The sequence below is a fragment of the Latilactobacillus parasakei genome, from assembly GCF_049674265.1.
Taxonomy (GTDB): Bacteria; Bacillota; Bacilli; order Lactobacillales; family Lactobacillaceae; genus Latilactobacillus; species Latilactobacillus sakei.
On sequence record NZ_CP186861.1, the window covers coordinates 1481849 to 1500450 of the forward strand.

Consider the following 18602-nt stretch of genomic DNA (forward strand, 5'->3'; position numbering starts at 1 on the left):
CAACTCAGCTATTTGAAATCAACTTAAAACACGAACTTTATTAATAAACACTACCCAATTAACGTTTTAAATCTTAATGATGATTACATCATCTTAAAACAGCGCTTTAAATACGAACAATAATTATCGTTTTGACATCTATTCACTGTCCCTCTACAATTAAACCATCTTAATCTTTCAAGGAGTTGCCTAATGTTATATCTCGATAATATCATCACCGCAGCGACCATTTTTCCGTTTGTCGCAATCGCCCTCACAATTCCGGTTTTAATCTATCATTACCGGCGTTTTGGCGCAATAACCTTTTGGCGGAGCCTCGTTATTTACAGCTTTATCTTCTATCTATTAGCCGCCTACTGTCTTATTATACTCCCCTTACCACCAAAATCAGTCGTCGCTCATTTGACAACGCCGCGTTATAATCTAGTGCCGTTTACTTTTGTCCGCGAATTTATTAACACGACACACTGGGTTTGGAATCAACCGGCAACCTATCTTGCAACGCTTAAACAAGCCGCGACGATTCAACCGCTCTTTAATATCGTTTTAACCATCCCCTTTGGTGTTTATCTCCGTTACTTCTTCCGGACGTCATTCAAACAAACCCTATTATTGAGTTTTGGCCTCTCATTATTCTTCGAATTAACCCAACTGTCAGGACTCTACGGTATTTACCCTCGACCATATCGGTTATTCGACGTTGATGATTTACTGCTAAACACAAGTGGTGGGCTCATCGGCTTTGGCTTAGCACCCTTATTAACCTATTTCTTGCCGACCCGCGATGCACTTGATCAAGCGGCCTACATCAATGGGCAAAAAGTTGGCTATCTCCGCCGCTTATTAGCACTGGGAATCGACTATTGTCTCCTAACACTAATTGGCATAATTGTCACAGCGAGTTGGCGTTTATTAAAACTACCAACTTTTGGTAATGACGTTTTCTACTATTGTTTAGAAAATGGGCTCTACTTCGTCCTACTGCCCGTCATCTGGCGCGGTCAAACACCCGGCAAAGCTATTTTGCGATTAAAAATTACTGCTAACAATGCCGTTGCTTGGCGGATATTCAGTCGCCAATTTTTACTGTTCTTTATTATCCTACCTAGTTTCCAACTATGGCGCATCACCATTGATGCCTTGGTTGCTAGCGGCCAAACCCATTTAGATATCTATCTTCTACTAGGTGGCCTGGCTGCCTTACCGCCCGTCTTATTTACGGGTAACTTCCTACTATCATGGCTTTTCAAAAAGCCCCAACTCTTTTATGAGAAGTTAACGAAAACCCACGAAATGAGTCTGATTCAGCCACAAGCTACGCATCCTTTAAAAAATAATTAAAAAAACGGATTAATTCTAAAGGTCTAGCAAATTAACATACTTTCCCTCTTAAATTAGCTATAATGAAGTTATCTTATATCTGAGAAAGGATTTACGATTATGTTTAATAAACTCAAATACATTCTCCCAATCGTCATGACGGCTATTTTAGGCCTCAGCGCCCACAGCGTTTTTGCCGACAGTAATACCTGGGATAAACCAGTCGCAACACTCGGAACAAGCCTTTCAAGTACGCAAAAATCAGAAACACTCTCGACCCTTCAAAACGCCGCTAACATCACCGATTCTGATGAATTAACGGTAACCGGTTCGACCCTCGTGAAATATCTTGATCAAAATCAACAAACTTTTAACGCGAATTCCAACGTTTATTCTAGTGCGTTGATTCAAAAGAATAACAGCAATACCGGGATTAACGTCAAAATCGTCGATTTTAATGGTAAGAACAATATCACAACAATTACGGCGAACCAATATAAAAATGCCGCATTAACCGCTGGTGTTACGAACGCTACCATCTATGTCACTTCTGCCATCCCAATTGACGGTTCTGGTGCGCTCGCCGGTGTTTACGCTGCTTTCGCAGAAAATGGCGACACCTTAAACCAATCACAAGTCACCGCTGCCCAAGATGAAATGAGTACCCTCAGCGATATTACCCAAGCCAACAAGGGCACTAGCGGTTATACTGATTCACAACTTAATAACGCCGTAACAGGCGCCAAGAAAGATATGGCTAACAAGGGTGATAACCTAACTGTTAACCAAATTACCAATATCGTTAATAACCAATTAGAACAAAATAACCTCACAACAATTATCAATGATAACCAAAAAACACAAATTATTAACTTACTCGTTAAAATTCAAGATTCTGGTGCGCTTAAATCAGATGATTTTAAGAACCAAGCCGGTAAATTAATGGATAACATTCAAAGTAATGCTAAGAATGTCTTCGATAAATTAAACACTGAAAGTAACCGCAACTTCATTCAAAAATTATTCGATAGTATTGGTAACTTCTTTAAAAACCTATTTGGATAATGATTAACAACACACAAAAACGCCTGACGAACTTAATTCGTCAGGCGTTTTTTGATTGTTTATTTAGTGGTTGCTTTTACGGCAACTGTATCAGCTTGGACTGATTGGCCCATATTATTGAACTTCATGTAAGCAACTGCTGGCATGTTTGTAATAATCACCATCATCGCTGTTTGCTTACCAGCTGCAACGATTTGATCAAGATCAGCGGTTGCCAATAAATCACCATGCTTGATTGTTTGGCCTTCTTCAACAGCGACTTCAAAAGGTGCGCCGTTTAATTCAACCGTATCAATCCCCATGTGGACTAAGACTTCTAAACCGTTCGTTGTTTTGATCCCGATTGCATGTTTGGTTGGGAAAATCGTCATGATTGTCCCATCAACTGGTGCTACAATCTTGCCATCAGTTGGCACGACTGCGTAGCCGTCACCTAACATCTTTTGTGCAAAAGTTGGATCATCAACATTTTCAATATCAATCAATTCACCGTTTGCAACTGCGTAAAAGACATCTGTCTCACCTGAATTGATATCACTATCAACGGGGGCTTCAACTGGTGCAGCAGCTGGTTCTGGTGCGCTGGTTGCGATTGGTGTGTTGTGGTTATAAAGTTCTTTCAAGGCATCAGCGACAAATTGGACTTCTGTCCCAATAATAATTTGAATATTGGTTTTGTCTAAGACGTTAATCCCAGCGGCACCAGCGGCCTTAATAGCCGGTTGGTTAACGTTGGCTGTATCTTCTAATTGTAGACGCAAACGTGTCGTACAGTTATCGATTACTTTGATATTGTCTTTACCACCAATTGCAGCGTAGATCCGTTTTGCTTGGACCATGAACTTGTCATCAGCAGCATCTGTTTCGACACCGGCAGTATCTTCATCAACAGCATCATCTGCTTCGCGACCCGGTGTCATCAAGTTGAATTTCTTGATGGCAAAGTTGAAACCGAAGTAGTAAATAGCTGCCATGACTAAGCCTTCAACCAATAACATCAATGGTTGGTTGGCGACTGGATTTTTCAAACTTAAAACATAATCGACTAAACCAGCACTAAATGCAAAGCCGGCTGTCCAGTGGAAGAAAGCAGCAACGGCTAATGAAATCCCTGTGAATACTGCATGTAGAACGTAGAGTGGCCATGCCACAAACATAAATGAGAATTCAAGTGGTTCTGTGACCCCTGTAAAGAATGACGCAAAGCCAGCAGCTAACATCAATGAAGCTGTTGCTTTACGACGTTCTGGGCGAGCGTTCTTGTAAATTGCGTAGGCACCAGCAGGTAACCCAAACATCATGACTGGGAAGAAACCAGCTTGGTACATCCCTGTTTTACCAATCACGGCTGTTCCGGCAGCAAGTGATTTCGCACCGCCCAAGAAATTACCGATATCGTTAATGTTAGCAACATCAAACCAGAACACTGAGTTCAAGGCGTGATGTAATCCGGTTGGAATCAATAAACGGTTGAAGAAACCGTATAGACCGGCACCAACCCAGCCTAGTTTTGAAATTGCTTCACCAAATGATACTAAAACAGTAAAGACAGCTGGCCAAACAAAGTACAAGATTGCTGAAACAACCATCATTGCTGTTGCGGCCATAATTGGCACCAATCGTTTACCACTAAAGAAGGAAAGCGCCATTGGCAACTTCACATTGTGGAAACGATTGTACATTGCAGCTGCAATTAAACCGGCGATAATCCCGATTAAAACATTACCTTCGATTTTACCAAAGGCTGGGTTCACCTTAGCGATATCTGATAAACCTTGCATCGCTTGAATTGAGGCAGGTGCTAAAATTGTCTTAGGGACTAAGAAAGCGACTAAACCAGCAAGTGCGGCTGCCCCATCCTGATCCTTAGACATTCCTAGGGCTAGACCAACGGCAAATAATAATGGCAAGTTGTTTAAAATTGCGCCGCCACCAGCTGCTAGGAAAATTGTAAAGACGTTTGCATTTGAATCGCCATTGCCAACCCAGTTAGCAATCCCCATCAAAATTGCAGCTGCTGGTAATACAGCAACAGGCAACATTAATGAACGACCCATTCGTTGTAAGTAATTCTTCATAAGGTGTTCTCCATTCATTTATTTCGTTAACAATATTAAATCATTAATGCAAACGATAAGCAAGCGCTTAATAGTTGGTATAGACCTTTAAGAGTAAGGGATAAAGCGGTTTCTTAACCCAAAAATATTTTGGTCTATACCGTATAACGACATTAATTATTACCTTAAAATTAAAACGGTTGCAAAAATAATGATTTGCCGTATACTGAAGGTACAATTTAATCGCTTTGCACTAGGGGTGTTCTTAGAAGAACTGAGATAGGTTTGTACAACCTGATCCCTTTGAACCTGTAAGTTCAGACTTGCGTAGGAAAGTGCCTTTCTCTATTAAACCAACACCACTTTTCTATGCATTCGTGCATCCAAAAGTGGTTTTTTTGATTTTAAGGGAGGTTATTTGCATGTCAAAGACACTGTTAGATCAGATAAAACAAGCTAATCCGATTATCACCAACGTCGCAAACGGCGTCACGGTCGATCAAGTCGCCAATGTTCAAAATATAATTGGTGCATCCCCGATTATGTCTAGTGATCCTGAAGAGGCTCCAGAAATGGTCGCTATTGCGCAGGCACTCAGCATCAATATTGGGACACTATCCGCTGGACCCATTCACCAAATGAAGACTTTAATGGCTGAAGCTTATCGGCAAGCTAAACCCGTCGTCATCGATCCGGTCGCAGTTGGTTCAATTCATTATCGTCAGAAAATTATCAATGAACTCTTGGCACTGGGGACACCCAAAATTATCCGCGGAAATGCGGGTGAGATTGCTTATCTAGCTGGTTTAGACTGGCAGGCGAATGGTATTGATGCCGGTACCGGCGAGATTGATCTCGTAAAAGTTGCTCGAACAGCGGCCAAAAAACAGCAAACAACCATTTTACTTTCAGGTCCAACCGATATCATCACTGATGGTCATCACACGACTAAAGTTGCCAATGGCACGCCACTTTTCCAAGTCCACGTTGGCTCTGGCGATATGCTAACTGGTCTTTGCGCCGCGTTTGTCGCCGTTAGCCCTGACAATCCTTACCAAGCGGCCATCGACGCAGCAACGACCTTTGCCGTTGCCGGACAATTAGTCGCCGAATCAATGCCAACGCCTTTACCTGGTTCTTTTTATCCGCAATTATTAGACCGTTTATTTAACATTACAGCAACTGAGATTCAAAACCATGCACAAGTCACGGAGGTCTTAACTCATGAATAATTTCCCACAAGCATTAACAATCGCTGGTTCAGATAGTGGTGGCGGCGCCGGTATGCAAGCCGACATTAAAACCATCCAAGAACGCCACGTCTTTGCCACCAACGTGGTCGTCGCAATTACGGCCCAAAATACAATTGGCGTTCAAGATAGTTTCCCGCTACCGCTCGAACTAGTCACCAAACAGTTTGAATCGCTCGCAGCCGATTTTAAGATCCGAGCCTGTAAAACGGGCATGCTCGCCGATGCTGAACACGTCGCCGTCGTTGCCCAAAACCTCCGGCGCTTCGACTTTGGCCCCTTAACACTCGATCCGGTTATGATTGCAAAAGGCGGTGCTTCTCTACTAGCAGATTCCGCCATTGACACCCTACGATCAGAACTCTTACCTTTAGCAACTGTCTTAACGCCTAACCTACCAGAAGCAGAGGTGTTAACCGGTCAAAAAATTCAAACAACTGCCGATTTTAAAATCGCCGCAACGCAACTGCAAAAAATGGGTGCTAAAAATATCATCATTAAAGGTGGCCATCTCGATAATAGTGACCAAGCCTGTGATTACGTTCTCTACGCTGATGGCAGTGATGACTGGTTAAATACACCACGAATTGCTACCGTTCGCACCCACGGCACTGGTGACACCTTCTCGGCTTGTCTAACCGCCGAGCTAGCTAAAAAAGTCCCACTCAAAAAAGCCATTCAGATTAGTAAAGCCTTCATTCAAGCGGCCATTGCCAATCCAATTGCGGTCGGCCACGGTCACGGCCCCACAAATCATTGGGCTTATCAGGAGGTTGAACATGACTAATATTGCCCAGGAAATACTCCAAACTTATTTAGTAGCTGGTACACAAGATACCGGTCGAGAAAACTTTTTACCTATACTTGAGCAGGCTTTACAAGCCGGAATTACTTGCTTTCAATTCAGAGATAAGGGCCCAAATAGCTTACCAACTGACGCAATGCGGTACGACTACGCCCAAAAGGCGCAAGCACTTTGTCACACTTATCACGTACCTTTTATTATCGATGATCGCTTAGAATTAGCTTTAGATTTACAAGCAGACGGACTCCACGTTGGGCAATCCGATCAACCATGGCCTAAAATTGAAGTCGCCAAACAACATGGCCTAATTACCGGATTATCCTGTCATACTGCTCAAGAAATTCTGAGCAGTCATCAACAAGCAACGCTTGATTATATTGGTGTAGGCCCCATCTTCCCAACAAACTCTAAGGAAGACGCCAAAACACCACTCGGTTTAGCACAACTAAAAACATTCACGCAACTCAGCCAGTTACCGGTTGTTGCAATTGGGGGCATTAGTTTAAAAAACTGCCAACAAGTTGCTGGGACCGGTGTTGCGGGGGCAGCCGTGATTTCCGCTATTACACAGGCTAAAAATATTCCCCAAGCAATCCAACTATTAAACCAACCTTGGCAGAGCTCAGAAGGGAATAATCATGAAAGTTAATCATAATCAATTCCTACTCTGGTTTGGCGCGGCTATTTCAATTGCGGAAATCATCACTGGGACACTCATTGCGCCCCTTGGTCTCGTCAAAGGCAGTCTAGCCATTATCATTGGTCACCTGATTGGTGCCTTTTTATTGCTATTACCGGCTAGTTTTCTCGGTGGCACGCGTCATCAAAACGCGATTGAGTTGACAGCCCCAATTTACGGTAAAATCGGTTTTATCCTCTTTGCGATTTTAAACGTCATTCAATTAGTTGGTTGGACGGGGATTATGATTGCCAATGCCGCCCAAGCGATGCAGCAACTCAAGCTGACCCACCTCAGTTATCTGATAAATGCCATCATTGTGGCTGGCTTAATTATTTTTTGGTTGGCAATTAAAACGCAGTTCTTTTTCAAGCTGAATAATACCATCGTATTGCTCTTAGTGATTGCTTGTCTGGGCCTTTTTTGGCAACTCAGTCAATTTACTGGTCACGCCACTCATCTGAGCGCCAATCCGCTGAGCTTCGGGACTGCCATCGAGCTCAGCATTGCGATGGCCCTTTCTTGGCTACCGTTAATTGCCGATTATACCAAGGACTCAAAAAAGCCACTAGCACTCTCTTTATGGAGTACTAGCGGCTACTTTCTTGGTAGTCTAATGATGTTTTTCTTAGGCTTTTTAACCGTTATTACGACTGGCTATACTGATTTTAATCAGTTTCTAGCAACTAGTCGCTTCGGTTTTTTAATTTTATTTATCATCATCTTCTCGACTATTACGACGACCTTTTTGGATGCCTATTCTGCTGGCGTTAATCTCAAAAACCTGTTCCCTAAAATCCGTTATCCAGAAAATGGCTTAGGGATCATCGTCACATTGATTGGTTTGGGCTTAATCGCTAATCAACAACTCTTCAAATATGAACTCTTTCTCACACTCATTAGCGCAGCCTTCACACCACTCTACACGATTGTCTTCTTCAATTACTTCTACCGTCGATTGCCAATCGCCGTCAACTTTAGTGGTTGGCTTTTAGGGGCAATTGCTTATTATGGCTTGCAGCGCTTTGATTTCCCCCTAGGAACAACTGTTCTTTTGATGATCTGCCTCTGGTTAATTTTATTCTGTCTTGCTCAAGTTGTAGGTCATCGGAAAATTAATCGTTAGCGATTTCTGCAAAATACTGTTCTTTTTCGCGGGCCCAATAATCCTCTTCGGCTTGATCAATTGGTCGTAATACACGGCAGGGATTCCCGACTGCGATAACATTATCCGGAATATCTTTTGTGACCACTGAGCCGGAACCAATCACGACATTGTTGCCAATTGTCACTCCCGGATTAACGACCGTATTGCCGCCCAGCCAGACATCGTTACCAATTGTGATTGGTTTGCCATATTCTAAATCATCACGACGGCCTTGTGCTGAGATTGGGTGACCGGCGGTGTATAGACCAACTCGGGGACCAAAGAAAACATTATCACCGATTGTGACTGGCGCGACATCAATAATAATACAATCATAGTTCATATAAACGCGCTGACCGATTGTCGTCTGACACCCATAATCCGTGCGAAACGGTGGTTCAATATATAAATCGGCGCCACTTTGAGCGAATAATTGTTGCGTCAATTCGCGGCGGTAAGCCTGTTGTTCTTCCGTAGTTTGGTTAAAAAGACGCGTTAAAACACGTGCTCTTTTCATATCTGCCCGCAGTTCCGCATCATTCGCACGGTAAATCTGACCGTTAATCATTCGTTCTTTTTCCGTCATTCAAAATCCCCCATTTCCAATGAAAGAGGCCAGGACAAAAGTAATTTTGTCTCCGGCCTCTTTTTGATTTCCAAACTTTGACACTCGACATTAATGCACAAAGCTAAACCATTTCAAACGTACTTTTTCTTAATCGTGCTTTTTGAAAATGTCTTCTGCGCTTAGCGTCACTCGTTAAACGTACTTTTTTAATTTACCAAATCGTGACGCGTTTATCCGGTGCTAAATACATCTTATCGGCAGATTGAACATCAAAAGTAGTGTAGAAATCCGCTAGATTTTGAACTTGGACGTTGGCCCGTAGTGCATTTGGTGCATGGACATCGATATTTAATAGTAATTGTTGATATTGTTGTGTGGCTTTCATCCGCCAAATCGTTGCCCAGTTAACGAAGAAGGCTTCCAAATCAACATCATCTTCACCTTTAGCCGCTTCTAGCGCACAGCTTAAGCCGCCTGCATCAGCAATATTTTCCGAAACAGTTAACTTGCCATTCACCTTTTGATCAGCAAATGCTAGGCCATCAAATTCTGTAATCACCTCTTGTGATAAAGCCTTAAAATGATCTAAATCAGTTGCTTGCCACCAATTATGCAAGTTCCCGAATTCATCGAACTGCGCACCGTTGTTATCAAAAGCATGTGAAATTTCGTGGGCAATGACCGCGCCAATCCCGCCATAATTAGCACTACTGCTTTGTTGCAAACTATAAAATGGTGCTTGTAAAATAGCTGCAGGGAAGACAATCACGTTTTTAGAAGGTGAATAATAGGCGTTGACCGTCGCCGCACCCATTTCCCATTTTGCACGATCAACTGGTTGCGTCAACTTAGCAAAGTTTTCCGTTTCAATCGTCCGAATGAAATCAGCCGTATTTTCAAATAATGTGCCATCATCAGCTTGGGGGACGGTCACCAATTTTTCAAAGATTGGTGCAATCTTTTCGGGATAGCCAACATGAATTCCTAAATGATTGAGCTTCACAATTGCTTTTTCGCGCGTTTCTGCGGTCAACCAATCATTTTGTTCAAGACGATTTTGATAAACACCAATCATCTTTTTCACCATGGCTTCGACATCCGCCTTGGCAGTTGCTCCAAAGTAACGGCGGCCATAGTAATCCCCAACGACTTGATTAAACATGCCGAGGGCTAAGTAATAGGCACTCTTTTGTTGCGGTTTCGCTTCTTTACTCCCTGATAATGCGCGACTATAAATTGAACTAATCTGGCGCATTTCTTCGTTCAAGTAGCCACTCCAATCACGAATGGTCATCACGAGTAACCAAGCCTTAAATTGGTCAAAATGATCATCATTAACCAACTCGTTGAGCTGTTCAAAATAAGCTGGTTCAGTCACGATAATTTTATCTGGTTGCACTGGTAAAATGCGGCTGAAGAGCTTTTGAAAATCAATCGTTTGTTGTTGTGCGATAAAGTCGCTTAGTGGTTTAGGATTATACAACTTTGCATAATCCGCAGCTTCTTCGGCGCTCTTCACAAATGGTGCGAGTGAGCGATCAAAAGCCAACGCGTCTTTAACTGTCTTAGTCGCGACAACCGGTGCAAAGCCCACCTTTTGCAACAGTTGGACCATCATGTCGGTAAAGACTGCTAATAATTGTTCAGCGCTTTGGTTACCATCCTCGTAGTACGTTTTATCAGGTAAAATTAGACTCCCCGCTTCAGCATAGAGTGCGTGGTGTGCTGTATCTTTCATATCAGCATCCACTGACAAACCAAAAGGTGTTGGTAGGCCTGATAATACCCAGTCTGCCAAGCCTTGGTTGTATTCTGTCAAATTGTTAATCGAGCGGACCCGTGCAATAAACGGTAAAATCGGATTAATCCCGAGTTCATCACGTGTTTTAAAGTCGGCCGCTAGGGCATAATAATCTAAAAAGTGTTGTAATAAAGCATTATCCGTTTGTTTAAGTTGCTTAAAATCGGTCATTAATTGTTGATCGATTTCGTCCACCAGGGCCACAAAGCCACCGGTTGCTGGTTTATCAGCTGGAATTTCGGCCGTTTTTAACCATTCCTGATTCACTGCCGTGTAAAAATCATCTTGCATTCGAACGTTTGTCATTGTCATCCTCCTCAATCAGATTCTATTTCAATTCTACCATTGATGCCCCTCTTTTCGGTAGTCTAAGCGCTTTAATTATTGATAACGATTGCAATCAAAAACGGTCGGCATTTTCTTTTAGAATGATGCCAACCGTTTTTTTATTTTTGCTTTTCCGCTTTCAGCATTGCAAATGACCGCATAAATGAGCGCATCACGCCCTTGTCTGAATAGACCAAAATGTTCATACGATAGATAATCAGCGCCAAATAGGTGAGCCCCATCAATGTGATAATCGCTAAGCCAAGACCCAGCGCTGCTGCGGTCGCACTTAAATCGCCACTAGCAAAACGCACCGGTAACATGATTTGCGAAAAGAGCGGTACATAACTCAGGCCTTTTAAAAAGCCGATATCCGAGCGCGTCGTTAAGATGAAGCCGCACATATAACTGATCGTACTGAGAATCAACAGCGGTGAAATGGCTTGTTGCACCTGATCCATTCGCGAAACGACAGACCCTAGCATTGCTGCAATCACTGTGTAGAGTAAAACGCCGACAATTAGGAAACTAATCGCATACCAAACCAGTGGTGTCCAGAGGTTCGATCCGACTTGCTTTAAAATCGCCGATAATGGTAATTGTTGTTTTAAGTAGTGATAACCCACCACACCAATTAGGATGTAAAAGACAATCTGGGTTAAAACTAATGCTAATACAGCGGCAATTTTAGCGAAGAATTGAGTTGTCGCCGAGACACTTGAGAGAATGATTTCCATAATACGCGAGCCTTTTTCAGTCGCAATTTCCTGTGCGATAATCCCCGCGTAATTAACGATGAAGACAAACATTAAGACGGTAATCGCTAATGAAATGCCTTCTCCCACTTGTTTTTGATTAGATTGATCGATTTTTTGTTGCCCAGCTTCAAACTGAACGGTCACGGATTTAACCGTCATCGGTGTCGTTAACTTTTGAATTTGATCCGCCGGGACGTTGGCTTGCCGCGCAAGCGTCACAATATTCATTTCATTGAGCTGATTTTGAATCCCACTCGGATCAAAATCACGACTATCTTTCCGTTCAAAATATTGGCTATTACCTTGCTGAATGATTAAATAACCATCAATTTTTGCTTGTTTCAACGCTTGGGCCGCTTGCGGTTGCGTCTTAATTTGCGTATCGATAATGTAATCTTGCCCTCTCATTTGTTGCAAGGCTGCTTGCTCGGCCGGTTGTTGACTGAGCACCGCAATCTTGGCTGGTTCGGTGGATTGATCCATCAATTTACCAATTCCTAGGACGACCCCTAATAGGATAATTGGCATGATAATCATGATGATATAGGCCGGGCTTTTAATATTTTTAAAGAAGACCTGCTTAAAAATAATCTTAAATTTAGTCATGTTGCTCACCCACTTTCAATCTAAATATTTCGTCTAGACTAGGGGCTTGTTGACTAAATTCTGGAATGTAGCCGGCTTGCGTTGCGCGTTCAAAAATCTCTTTACCTACCGCTTCATCAGCTAGGGTTAATTCAAACTGATGACCGTGGCGTGTTACACGTGAAACACCATCAATTTGTTCCAATTCAGATTGTGTTAATGGTGATTCCAAGAAGAGTTTGGTGCGGCCAAACTGTGCCCGTACTTCATCGACACTTCCGGATAACACGACTTGCCCATTACGCAACATGACAATTCGGTCACTAATCTTGGCAACATTGGTCATGTCGTGACTCGAAAAAATGATGGCCGAACCTTGTGACTTCAACCATAAAATCCCATCTTCCAATAGACCCGCATTCACAGGATCCAATCCACTGAATGGTTCATCCAAAATAATGAGCGCTGGTTTATGAATTAAGGTCGCAATCAGTTGCACCTTTTGTTGATTGCCCTTAGATAAATCCTTAATCTTATCGGTACGTTGGCCCTTAACAGCAAAGCGCGCTAACCACTCATCAATTTGTGGTTTAATTTCCGCCGCGGTCCGCCCGCGTAACTGCGCAAAATATAAAATTTGTTGTTCAACGGTCATCTTAGGATAGAGACCCCGTTCCTCTGGTAAGTAACCTAATTGATCATAATCACGACTGGTAAATGCATGGCCCTGCCACAAAATCGTCCCGCTATCCGGCGTTAAAAAATTTAATATCATTCTAAAAGTGGTCGTCTTGCCAGCACCGTTTTGCCCAATAAGCCCTAATATTTCGCCTGGTTGAACGGTAAACGATACATCATCGACAGCTTTCATCGCCCCAAAACTTTTTTCAAGATGCGTTAACGTTAGCATATTAATGCCTCCTCAACATTTATTAACTACTTTAACTATACAATATCCCTTACGAAAACGCATTATTATTATTTGCCATAAAAAAAGAGTCACCAACTAAACTCGGTGACTCCGAAATACTCATTATTGAATTTCAATTTGGCTTGTTGATTGTGTATCTTCCGCCATTTTTGGTAAAACTAATTGTAAAACGCCGTTATCATATTTTGCGCTAATCGCTTGGCGATCAACTTCTGGTAAATAATATTGACGGCTGAAGCGACCATAGTGGCGCTCACTTTGAATCAGGTTACCTTCTGAGTCGCTGTGATCGTTAAAGCTATCCCGTTTTGCACTAATCTTTAACGTGTTATTTTGATAATCGACGTGGATGTCTTGCTTTTCAAGTCCAGGTAAGTCAACTGTTAATTGATAGTCCTTTTCAGTCTCCTTCACATCTGTCTTCAACAAGTTGTCAGTTTCAGGCGACATTGCAAAGAATTGTTTGCCGAAGTTCTTGAAAAAGTCATCACCTACTAAACTGTCTAACCAATCTTGACGACGATCCATTAATTCATTTGCCATCTCTAAAACTTCCTTTCTTTATCTTAATTACAATTCTATTTTAACGCGTTAGTCGTTCAATGCAAGTAATTAGCGCTCTTTTATATAGAGTGCTAACGCAAAATAGTTAACCGCCCTAATTTAGCATTTTAATTCCCGCCCTAAGCGTTTTATGCTATACTTAAGGTTCCAAAAATACTCGGAGGTAGATTCATATGAAAATTGTTGTCTTAGCGGGCGGTCGTAGTACTGAACGTAACGTTTCACTAACGTCCGGACACAAGATTACCCATGCACTACAAACAAAAGGCCACGACGTTGCCTTTGTTGATCTTTTTTTAGGGAATGAATTGAAAGATGGTGCCACAATCGACTCTCTTTATTCATCTGATCCCGTTGAAAAAGATTATGATATTGATGATGAAGTTTTAACAGATGACGACATCAATAAACTTCGCGAAGATGGTTCAACACAACTATTTGGTCCGAATGTCTTAGAAATTTGTAAAACTGCTGATATCGTATTCCTCGCACTACATGGTGGCGATGGCGAAAACGGTAAAGTTCAAGCGGTTCTCGATGTCTTTGAAATTCCTTATACTGGTAGTGACACACTAGCTGCTGGTATTACAATGAGCAAAAAAGTTTCTAAAGAAATCTTACTCTTCAACAACATTCCAACAGCACGTTTCGTCGCTGCTTATCGTCATCAACCAATGCCAGAAATGCCATTTGAATACCCTGTTGTGGTTAAGCCAAGTAATGGTGGTTCAAGTGTTGGGACACATATCGTCCACAACGAAGCTGAATTAAAACCAGCTGTCGAAGACGCTTTGCGTTTTGATAACGAAGCCTTGATCGAAGAATTCATCAAGGGCCGCGAATTCTCACTTGGTGTGATCAACGAACAACCATTACCTGCCATTGAAATTGAAGTCAATGACGGTTGGTATGATTTTGAACATAAATTCGTTACTGGTAATACAACGAAATTCGTCACACCACCTAACAACTTACCAGATGATGTTCACGAAGCTATGAAGCAAATGGCCCTCGATGCCATGCACGCACTTGGTTTAACCAACTACGCTCGTATCGACTTTTTCTGGAGTCCTGAAACTGGCTTGCACGTCATCGAAGGCAATACATTGCCTGGTATGACACCATTATCATTAATTCCTCAAGAAGCAGAAGTTCTTGGTATTAGCTACCCTGACTTATGCGAAATGATTGTGAATGGTAAATTAGCTTTACTTAATGAAAAATAATTAGTTGCTATAAAAAAACGATAAGCCCACAGGCTTATCGTTTTTTTATTATTAAATACTAGTGGTACCCCCGCTTAATACTAATCTAATTATTCCTCTTGAGGAACTAAGATTCAAAGAAGATTAGAATCGGTACATCTAGCTGATCGTGTAGCAACTGAATTTCCTTGACGGTAAACGGAATCTTACCCCGAATCTTACGGTTAGCAGTTGTTAACGTTTTATTTAAGACATCAGCAACTTCCTGCTGCTTGATGTCATGACTCTTTAAATACCCTGATAGCACGAAAAGTTTTTCTGCCAAATTTGGCACCCCCAAATGAATATTCTCAAACTTTGCTCCACATTAGGAATATTACGTCATCTAGATAAACTTGTCAATTAACGATTTTGTACGAAAGTGTTAACTTTTTAGCGTATTTTGTCATATACTTAGTACTATAGTTTTTATTGCGAGTAAGAAGGTGAATTTAATGTTTGGACAACTATTACATGATAAGCGGGTTTCACGGAATCTTACGATGCGGCAGCTAGCCGATTTATTAACGCAAAAATACAATATTAAGGTCAGCAGCTCCATGATTTTCCGCTGGGAAAAAGGCGCTGCCCCTTCATTAAAAGCGTTGTTCATCGTCGCAACTGAATTACAAGTTGATCTCAATCAGCTCGCCGTCATGATTGCCGACAGTAACTTAACCCGCCCCGAAACTCTTTCATAAATCAACAGTACTTTAAACCAATCAAAAAGGACTCGACTAAATACCGGGTCCTTTTTTCGTTATTTCGTTTTAATTGTTTTAACCCCTAAGACATCCAAGAAGAACGTGAAAATTGGTAACCCAACAATCAAACCCCATGTGCCTAAGAAACGCTCAGCCACAAAGAGGACGACAAAGGTGAAGAAAATTGGTAGTTGTGTCTTGCTCGACATAAAACGTGGATTCAAGACGTAAGCTTCCAAGGCGTGAATGACGGTAATCATCACCAGAATATAAACCACATACTGCACACCACCCACTGAAAAAGCGATGATACATAGTGGAATACATGACAGAATCACACCCGCCACTGGAACCATTGATAATAAGAAAATCATGATTGCCAAACTCGGAATATTAGGCATCTTCATCACCGTCAACGTAATTGTTGTAAGGACCGTATTGACCACAGCGATAAAAATTTGTGCTTCAATCACAACACCAAAAGTATTCACGAATTTTTTAGCAAAGTAAGCAATGTCTTGGAAAAGCCAACCGTAAGTACTCTTTAAAAAGAGACCACCAAATTGCGGTAACTTATCTAATTCAATCGTGTAGAAGAAACTGAGGATAAACGATAAGACAATCGTCACGCCCATTGTACCAATCCCGGTAATGTAATTCACCAAAGTGGAGACACCATGTTTCAATTGGTCAGTCAAATTAAACTGTTTCATGTATTGGCTAATCAGCTGCATGAATTTATTGGCATCAAATGAGGGGCTCTGGTAAAAATTATAAACACTTTCACCTAATTTAATCGTTTGTTTAGCGATTTGGGGCACATAAATCGTGACCCCGAGATAGACTAATAAAATCACTAAAATATACAGTGGTACGACCACCGCAGCTGGTGGTATCCGAACGTAACGCTGCACGTGGCGTACCAATTGGGTCACTAAAAAAGTAAAGATGAACGTCAACAAAATAATATTCATCATTGAACGCACTGCAAAAATAACGCCAATCATCCCCATTAAAACCACTAGGCGCCGTAATTGTTGGTTCGCTACAAATCGTTGGTATAAAGTCACTCGTTTTCCTCCCTGTTTAAAAACATATCATCATTTTACAACACTTCACGTTAATTGAATAATGAAAAACCTAACCTTACATAAGTGTTATGACTTACATAATCTTTAAAATAAACGTATACTAGTTTGGTATTAAAAATTTTTTCCTAGAAAGGATTTTCGGAATGTTAGAAAAAACTTTTTATAAGAAACTACTACAACACTCTTTTGATTTTCCAGTCGCTGTCCACTTTTGGGATGGTAGCACTGACGTCTACGGAACCGGAGAGCCTGAAATAGCAATTACTTTTAAAAAACTCATCCCCATCAAATCATTAACCAGCAACGCCTCATTAGCCTTAGGGGAAGCCTATATGGCAGGCGATATTGAGGTCACAGGCAAAGGTGACGCACCACTTCAAAAACTACTGACAGCCGCTTATAACAGCTCAGAGAGTTTTATGCGCAGTCACAGTTACATTCACTTTTTACCCAAACAATCACATTCAGAAAAAGCTAGCAAAAAGGATATCCAAAGTCACTACGACTTGGGTAATGATTTCTACCAACTTTGGCTAGATAAAACAATGACTTATTCTTGTGCTTATTTCGAACAACCAACAGATGATTTAGAAACTGCTCAAATCAACAAAGTGCACCATATTCTACAAAAACTCAATCCACAACCTAATCGGACATTGCTCGATATCGGCTGTGGCTGGGGCACATTGATGTTAACCGCCGCTAAGGAATATCACTTAAAAGTGGTTGGCATTACTTTAAGCCAAGAACAATATAATTTTGTTCAACAACGAATTGACGAAGAAGGACTCAGTGACGTTGCGTCTGTTGAACTCGTTGATTATCGTGAATTAAAACACGCCCCATTTGATTACATTACAAGTGTCGGCATGTTCGAACATGTTGGTCAAGAAAACTTGGCTGAATACTTCAAAGATGTTGCGGATTACTTAACAGACGATGGCGTGGCCCTTATTCACGGCATTACGCGTCAACAAGGCGGCGCCAAAAACGCCTGGATCAACAAGTATATCTTCCCAGGTGGCTATGTGCCGGGCTTGGTTGAAAATACGCAACACATTGTCGATGCCGGCTTACAAATTGCTGACATGGAACCTCTACGTCGCCACTATCAAAAGACGTTGGAAATTTGGGATGCCAATTTTAATGCCCATCGCGCTGAAATCCAACAACAAACGAGCCTTGAATTCGTAAGAATGTGGGATCTTTATCTCCAAGCTTGCGCCTCATCTTTTGAATCTGGTAATATCGATGTCATTCAATACCTCGTTTCTAAAGGCGCTAGTGCCCGTGACTTACCAATGACACGCGCTTATATGTATAACATCTAAAATAAAAGTGTGTGCTATAAGCACACTTCACTTAATCAAAAAGTCGCTATGAACAATTGCATGTTCATAGCGACTTTTTTGGTCTTCAGTTATTTTTTTAAAAGTGCTTCAGCTTTAGTCCGAACTTCTGAATCGCTCATGCTGAGGTAAGGTTTCATTGCGGCAACTGTTTGATCCGTGTTGTGACCATTTGATTCCATGTAGTGGTCCCATAATGCGTCTCTCACGATTGTTGCATCGTCGCTCCAGTCAAATGCCTCTGACATCTTCATATCTAAAACCAATGTTGCTGTACCTACTGCCATTGCAAAAGCCTCCTAAATATTTCTTATTACACTTTCTATATTAGTCCCTTTTTCAAAAAGTGTACCAAAA

18 protein-coding genes and 1 riboswitch are annotated in these 18602 nt (G+C 41.7%); of the genes, 9 read left to right on the forward strand and 9 right to left on the reverse strand.

Going from position 1 to position 18602, the window contains the following annotated elements:
• The first annotated feature begins 192 nt into the window (after nucleotides 1-192).
• Together ACPBEH_RS07470 and ACPBEH_RS07475 are read left to right on the forward strand one after the other, a co-directional pair.
• Entirely contained in the window at nucleotides 193-1341 is a 1149-nt protein-coding gene (locus ACPBEH_RS07470) for a VanZ family protein (RefSeq protein WP_424348768.1), read from the forward strand.
• Between the two features lie 99 nt (nucleotides 1342-1440).
• The gene (locus ACPBEH_RS07475; protein WP_424348769.1) at nucleotides 1441-2385 is read left to right on the forward strand and encodes a DUF1002 domain-containing protein; all 945 of its coding nucleotides are present in this window, start codon (nucleotides 1441-1443) and stop codon (nucleotides 2383-2385) included.
• A gap of 59 nt (nucleotides 2386-2444) precedes the next feature.
• Here ACPBEH_RS07475 and nagE read toward each other — a convergent pair whose 3' ends face one another.
• Entirely contained in the window at nucleotides 2445-4463 is a 2019-nt protein-coding gene (nagE, locus tag ACPBEH_RS07480; RefSeq protein ID WP_424348770.1) for an N-acetylglucosamine-specific PTS transporter subunit IIBC, read from the reverse strand.
• Between the two features lie 224 nt (nucleotides 4464-4687).
• A riboswitch (TPP riboswitch) is annotated at nucleotides 4688-4793 on the forward strand.
• Nucleotides 4794-4864: 71 nt separating this feature from the next.
• Here nagE and thiM point away from each other — a divergent pair.
• The 4 genes from thiM to ACPBEH_RS07500 are packed head-to-tail and all read left to right on the forward strand — an operon-like array spanning nucleotide 4865 to nucleotide 8302.
• Entirely contained in the window at nucleotides 4865-5674 is an 810-nt protein-coding gene (gene thiM, locus ACPBEH_RS07485) for a hydroxyethylthiazole kinase (RefSeq protein WP_424348771.1), read from the forward strand.
• A complete protein-coding gene (thiD, locus tag ACPBEH_RS07490; RefSeq protein WP_424348772.1) occupies nucleotides 5667-6479 on the forward strand; it encodes a bifunctional hydroxymethylpyrimidine kinase/phosphomethylpyrimidine kinase in 813 nt (270 codons plus the stop codon). Before thiM ends, thiD begins: the two co-directional genes overlap by 8 nt.
• The gene (gene thiE / locus ACPBEH_RS07495) at nucleotides 6472-7146 is read left to right on the forward strand and encodes a thiamine phosphate synthase (RefSeq protein WP_424348773.1); all 675 of its coding nucleotides are present in this window, start codon (nucleotides 6472-6474) and stop codon (nucleotides 7144-7146) included. The genes thiD and thiE overlap by 8 nt, the downstream gene beginning before the upstream one ends.
• Entirely contained in the window at nucleotides 7136-8302 is a 1167-nt protein-coding gene (locus tag ACPBEH_RS07500; RefSeq protein WP_424348774.1) for a putative hydroxymethylpyrimidine transporter CytX, read from the forward strand. Before thiE ends, ACPBEH_RS07500 begins: the two co-directional genes overlap by 11 nt.
• Here the strand turns inward: ACPBEH_RS07500 and ACPBEH_RS07505 are convergent.
• The 5 genes from ACPBEH_RS07505 to ACPBEH_RS07525 all read right to left on the reverse strand — a co-directional run bounded on the left by ACPBEH_RS07505 (nucleotide 8292) and on the right by ACPBEH_RS07525 (nucleotide 13836).
• Complete coding sequence (locus ACPBEH_RS07505; protein ID WP_424348775.1) at nucleotides 8292-8909, reverse strand: sugar O-acetyltransferase; 618 nt, start codon at nucleotides 8907-8909, stop codon at nucleotides 8292-8294. The two genes, ACPBEH_RS07500 and ACPBEH_RS07505, sit on opposite strands and share 11 nt — an antisense overlap.
• A 193-nt stretch (nucleotides 8910-9102) precedes the next feature.
• The gene (locus ACPBEH_RS07510; RefSeq protein WP_424348776.1) at nucleotides 9103-10998 is read right to left on the reverse strand and encodes a M13 family metallopeptidase; all 1896 of its coding nucleotides are present in this window, start codon (nucleotides 10996-10998) and stop codon (nucleotides 9103-9105) included.
• A gap of 140 nt (nucleotides 10999-11138) precedes the next feature.
• Nucleotides 11139-12383 carry an ABC transporter permease gene (locus tag ACPBEH_RS07515; RefSeq protein WP_424348777.1) on the reverse strand — a complete coding sequence of 415 codons (1245 nt, stop codon included), beginning with the start codon at nucleotides 12381-12383 and terminating at the stop codon, nucleotides 11139-11141.
• Nucleotides 12376-13272 carry an ABC transporter ATP-binding protein gene (locus ACPBEH_RS07520; RefSeq protein WP_416614062.1) on the reverse strand — a complete coding sequence of 299 codons (897 nt, stop codon included), beginning with the start codon at nucleotides 13270-13272 and terminating at the stop codon, nucleotides 12376-12378. Before ACPBEH_RS07520 ends, ACPBEH_RS07515 begins: the two co-directional genes overlap by 8 nt.
• Before the next feature lie 123 nt (nucleotides 13273-13395).
• Complete coding sequence (locus ACPBEH_RS07525) at nucleotides 13396-13836, reverse strand: Hsp20/alpha crystallin family protein (protein ID WP_424348778.1); 441 nt, start codon at nucleotides 13834-13836, stop codon at nucleotides 13396-13398.
• Nucleotides 13837-14030: 194 nt separating this feature from the next.
• Here ACPBEH_RS07525 and ACPBEH_RS07530 point away from each other — a divergent pair, with 194 nt between their 5' ends.
• Nucleotides 14031-15083: a D-alanine--D-alanine ligase family protein gene (locus tag ACPBEH_RS07530; protein WP_424348779.1), complete on the forward strand. Its 1053-nt coding sequence runs from the start codon at nucleotides 14031-14033 to the stop codon at nucleotides 15081-15083.
• Between the two features lie 106 nt (nucleotides 15084-15189).
• On the opposite strand, the gene ACPBEH_RS07535 is transcribed toward ACPBEH_RS07530, so the two are convergent.
• On the reverse strand, nucleotides 15190-15387 hold the full coding sequence (locus ACPBEH_RS07535; protein ID WP_011373763.1) for a helix-turn-helix domain-containing protein: 198 nt from the start codon (nucleotides 15385-15387) through the stop codon (nucleotides 15190-15192).
• Between the two features lie 169 nt (nucleotides 15388-15556).
• On the opposite strand from ACPBEH_RS07535, the gene ACPBEH_RS07540 reads away from it, so the two are divergent.
• The gene (locus ACPBEH_RS07540) at nucleotides 15557-15802 is read left to right on the forward strand and encodes a helix-turn-helix domain-containing protein (RefSeq protein WP_424348780.1); all 246 of its coding nucleotides are present in this window, start codon (nucleotides 15557-15559) and stop codon (nucleotides 15800-15802) included.
• 59 nt (nucleotides 15803-15861) lie between these two features.
• Here ACPBEH_RS07540 and ACPBEH_RS07545 read toward each other — a convergent pair whose 3' ends face one another.
• Nucleotides 15862-16875 carry an AI-2E family transporter gene (locus tag ACPBEH_RS07545; RefSeq protein ID WP_424348781.1) on the reverse strand — a complete coding sequence of 338 codons (1014 nt, stop codon included), beginning with the start codon at nucleotides 16873-16875 and terminating at the stop codon, nucleotides 15862-15864.
• Between the two features lie 164 nt (nucleotides 16876-17039).
• Between ACPBEH_RS07545 and ACPBEH_RS07550 the strand changes: the two genes are divergently transcribed.
• Complete coding sequence (locus tag ACPBEH_RS07550; protein WP_424348782.1) at nucleotides 17040-18227, forward strand: class I SAM-dependent methyltransferase; 1188 nt, start codon at nucleotides 17040-17042, stop codon at nucleotides 18225-18227.
• An 89-nt stretch (nucleotides 18228-18316) separates the two neighbouring features.
• On the opposite strand, the gene ACPBEH_RS07555 is transcribed toward ACPBEH_RS07550, so the two are convergent.
• A complete protein-coding gene (locus ACPBEH_RS07555; protein WP_104963175.1) occupies nucleotides 18317-18532 on the reverse strand; it encodes a hypothetical protein in 216 nt (71 codons plus the stop codon).
• Nucleotides 18533-18602: the final 70 nt, after the last annotated feature.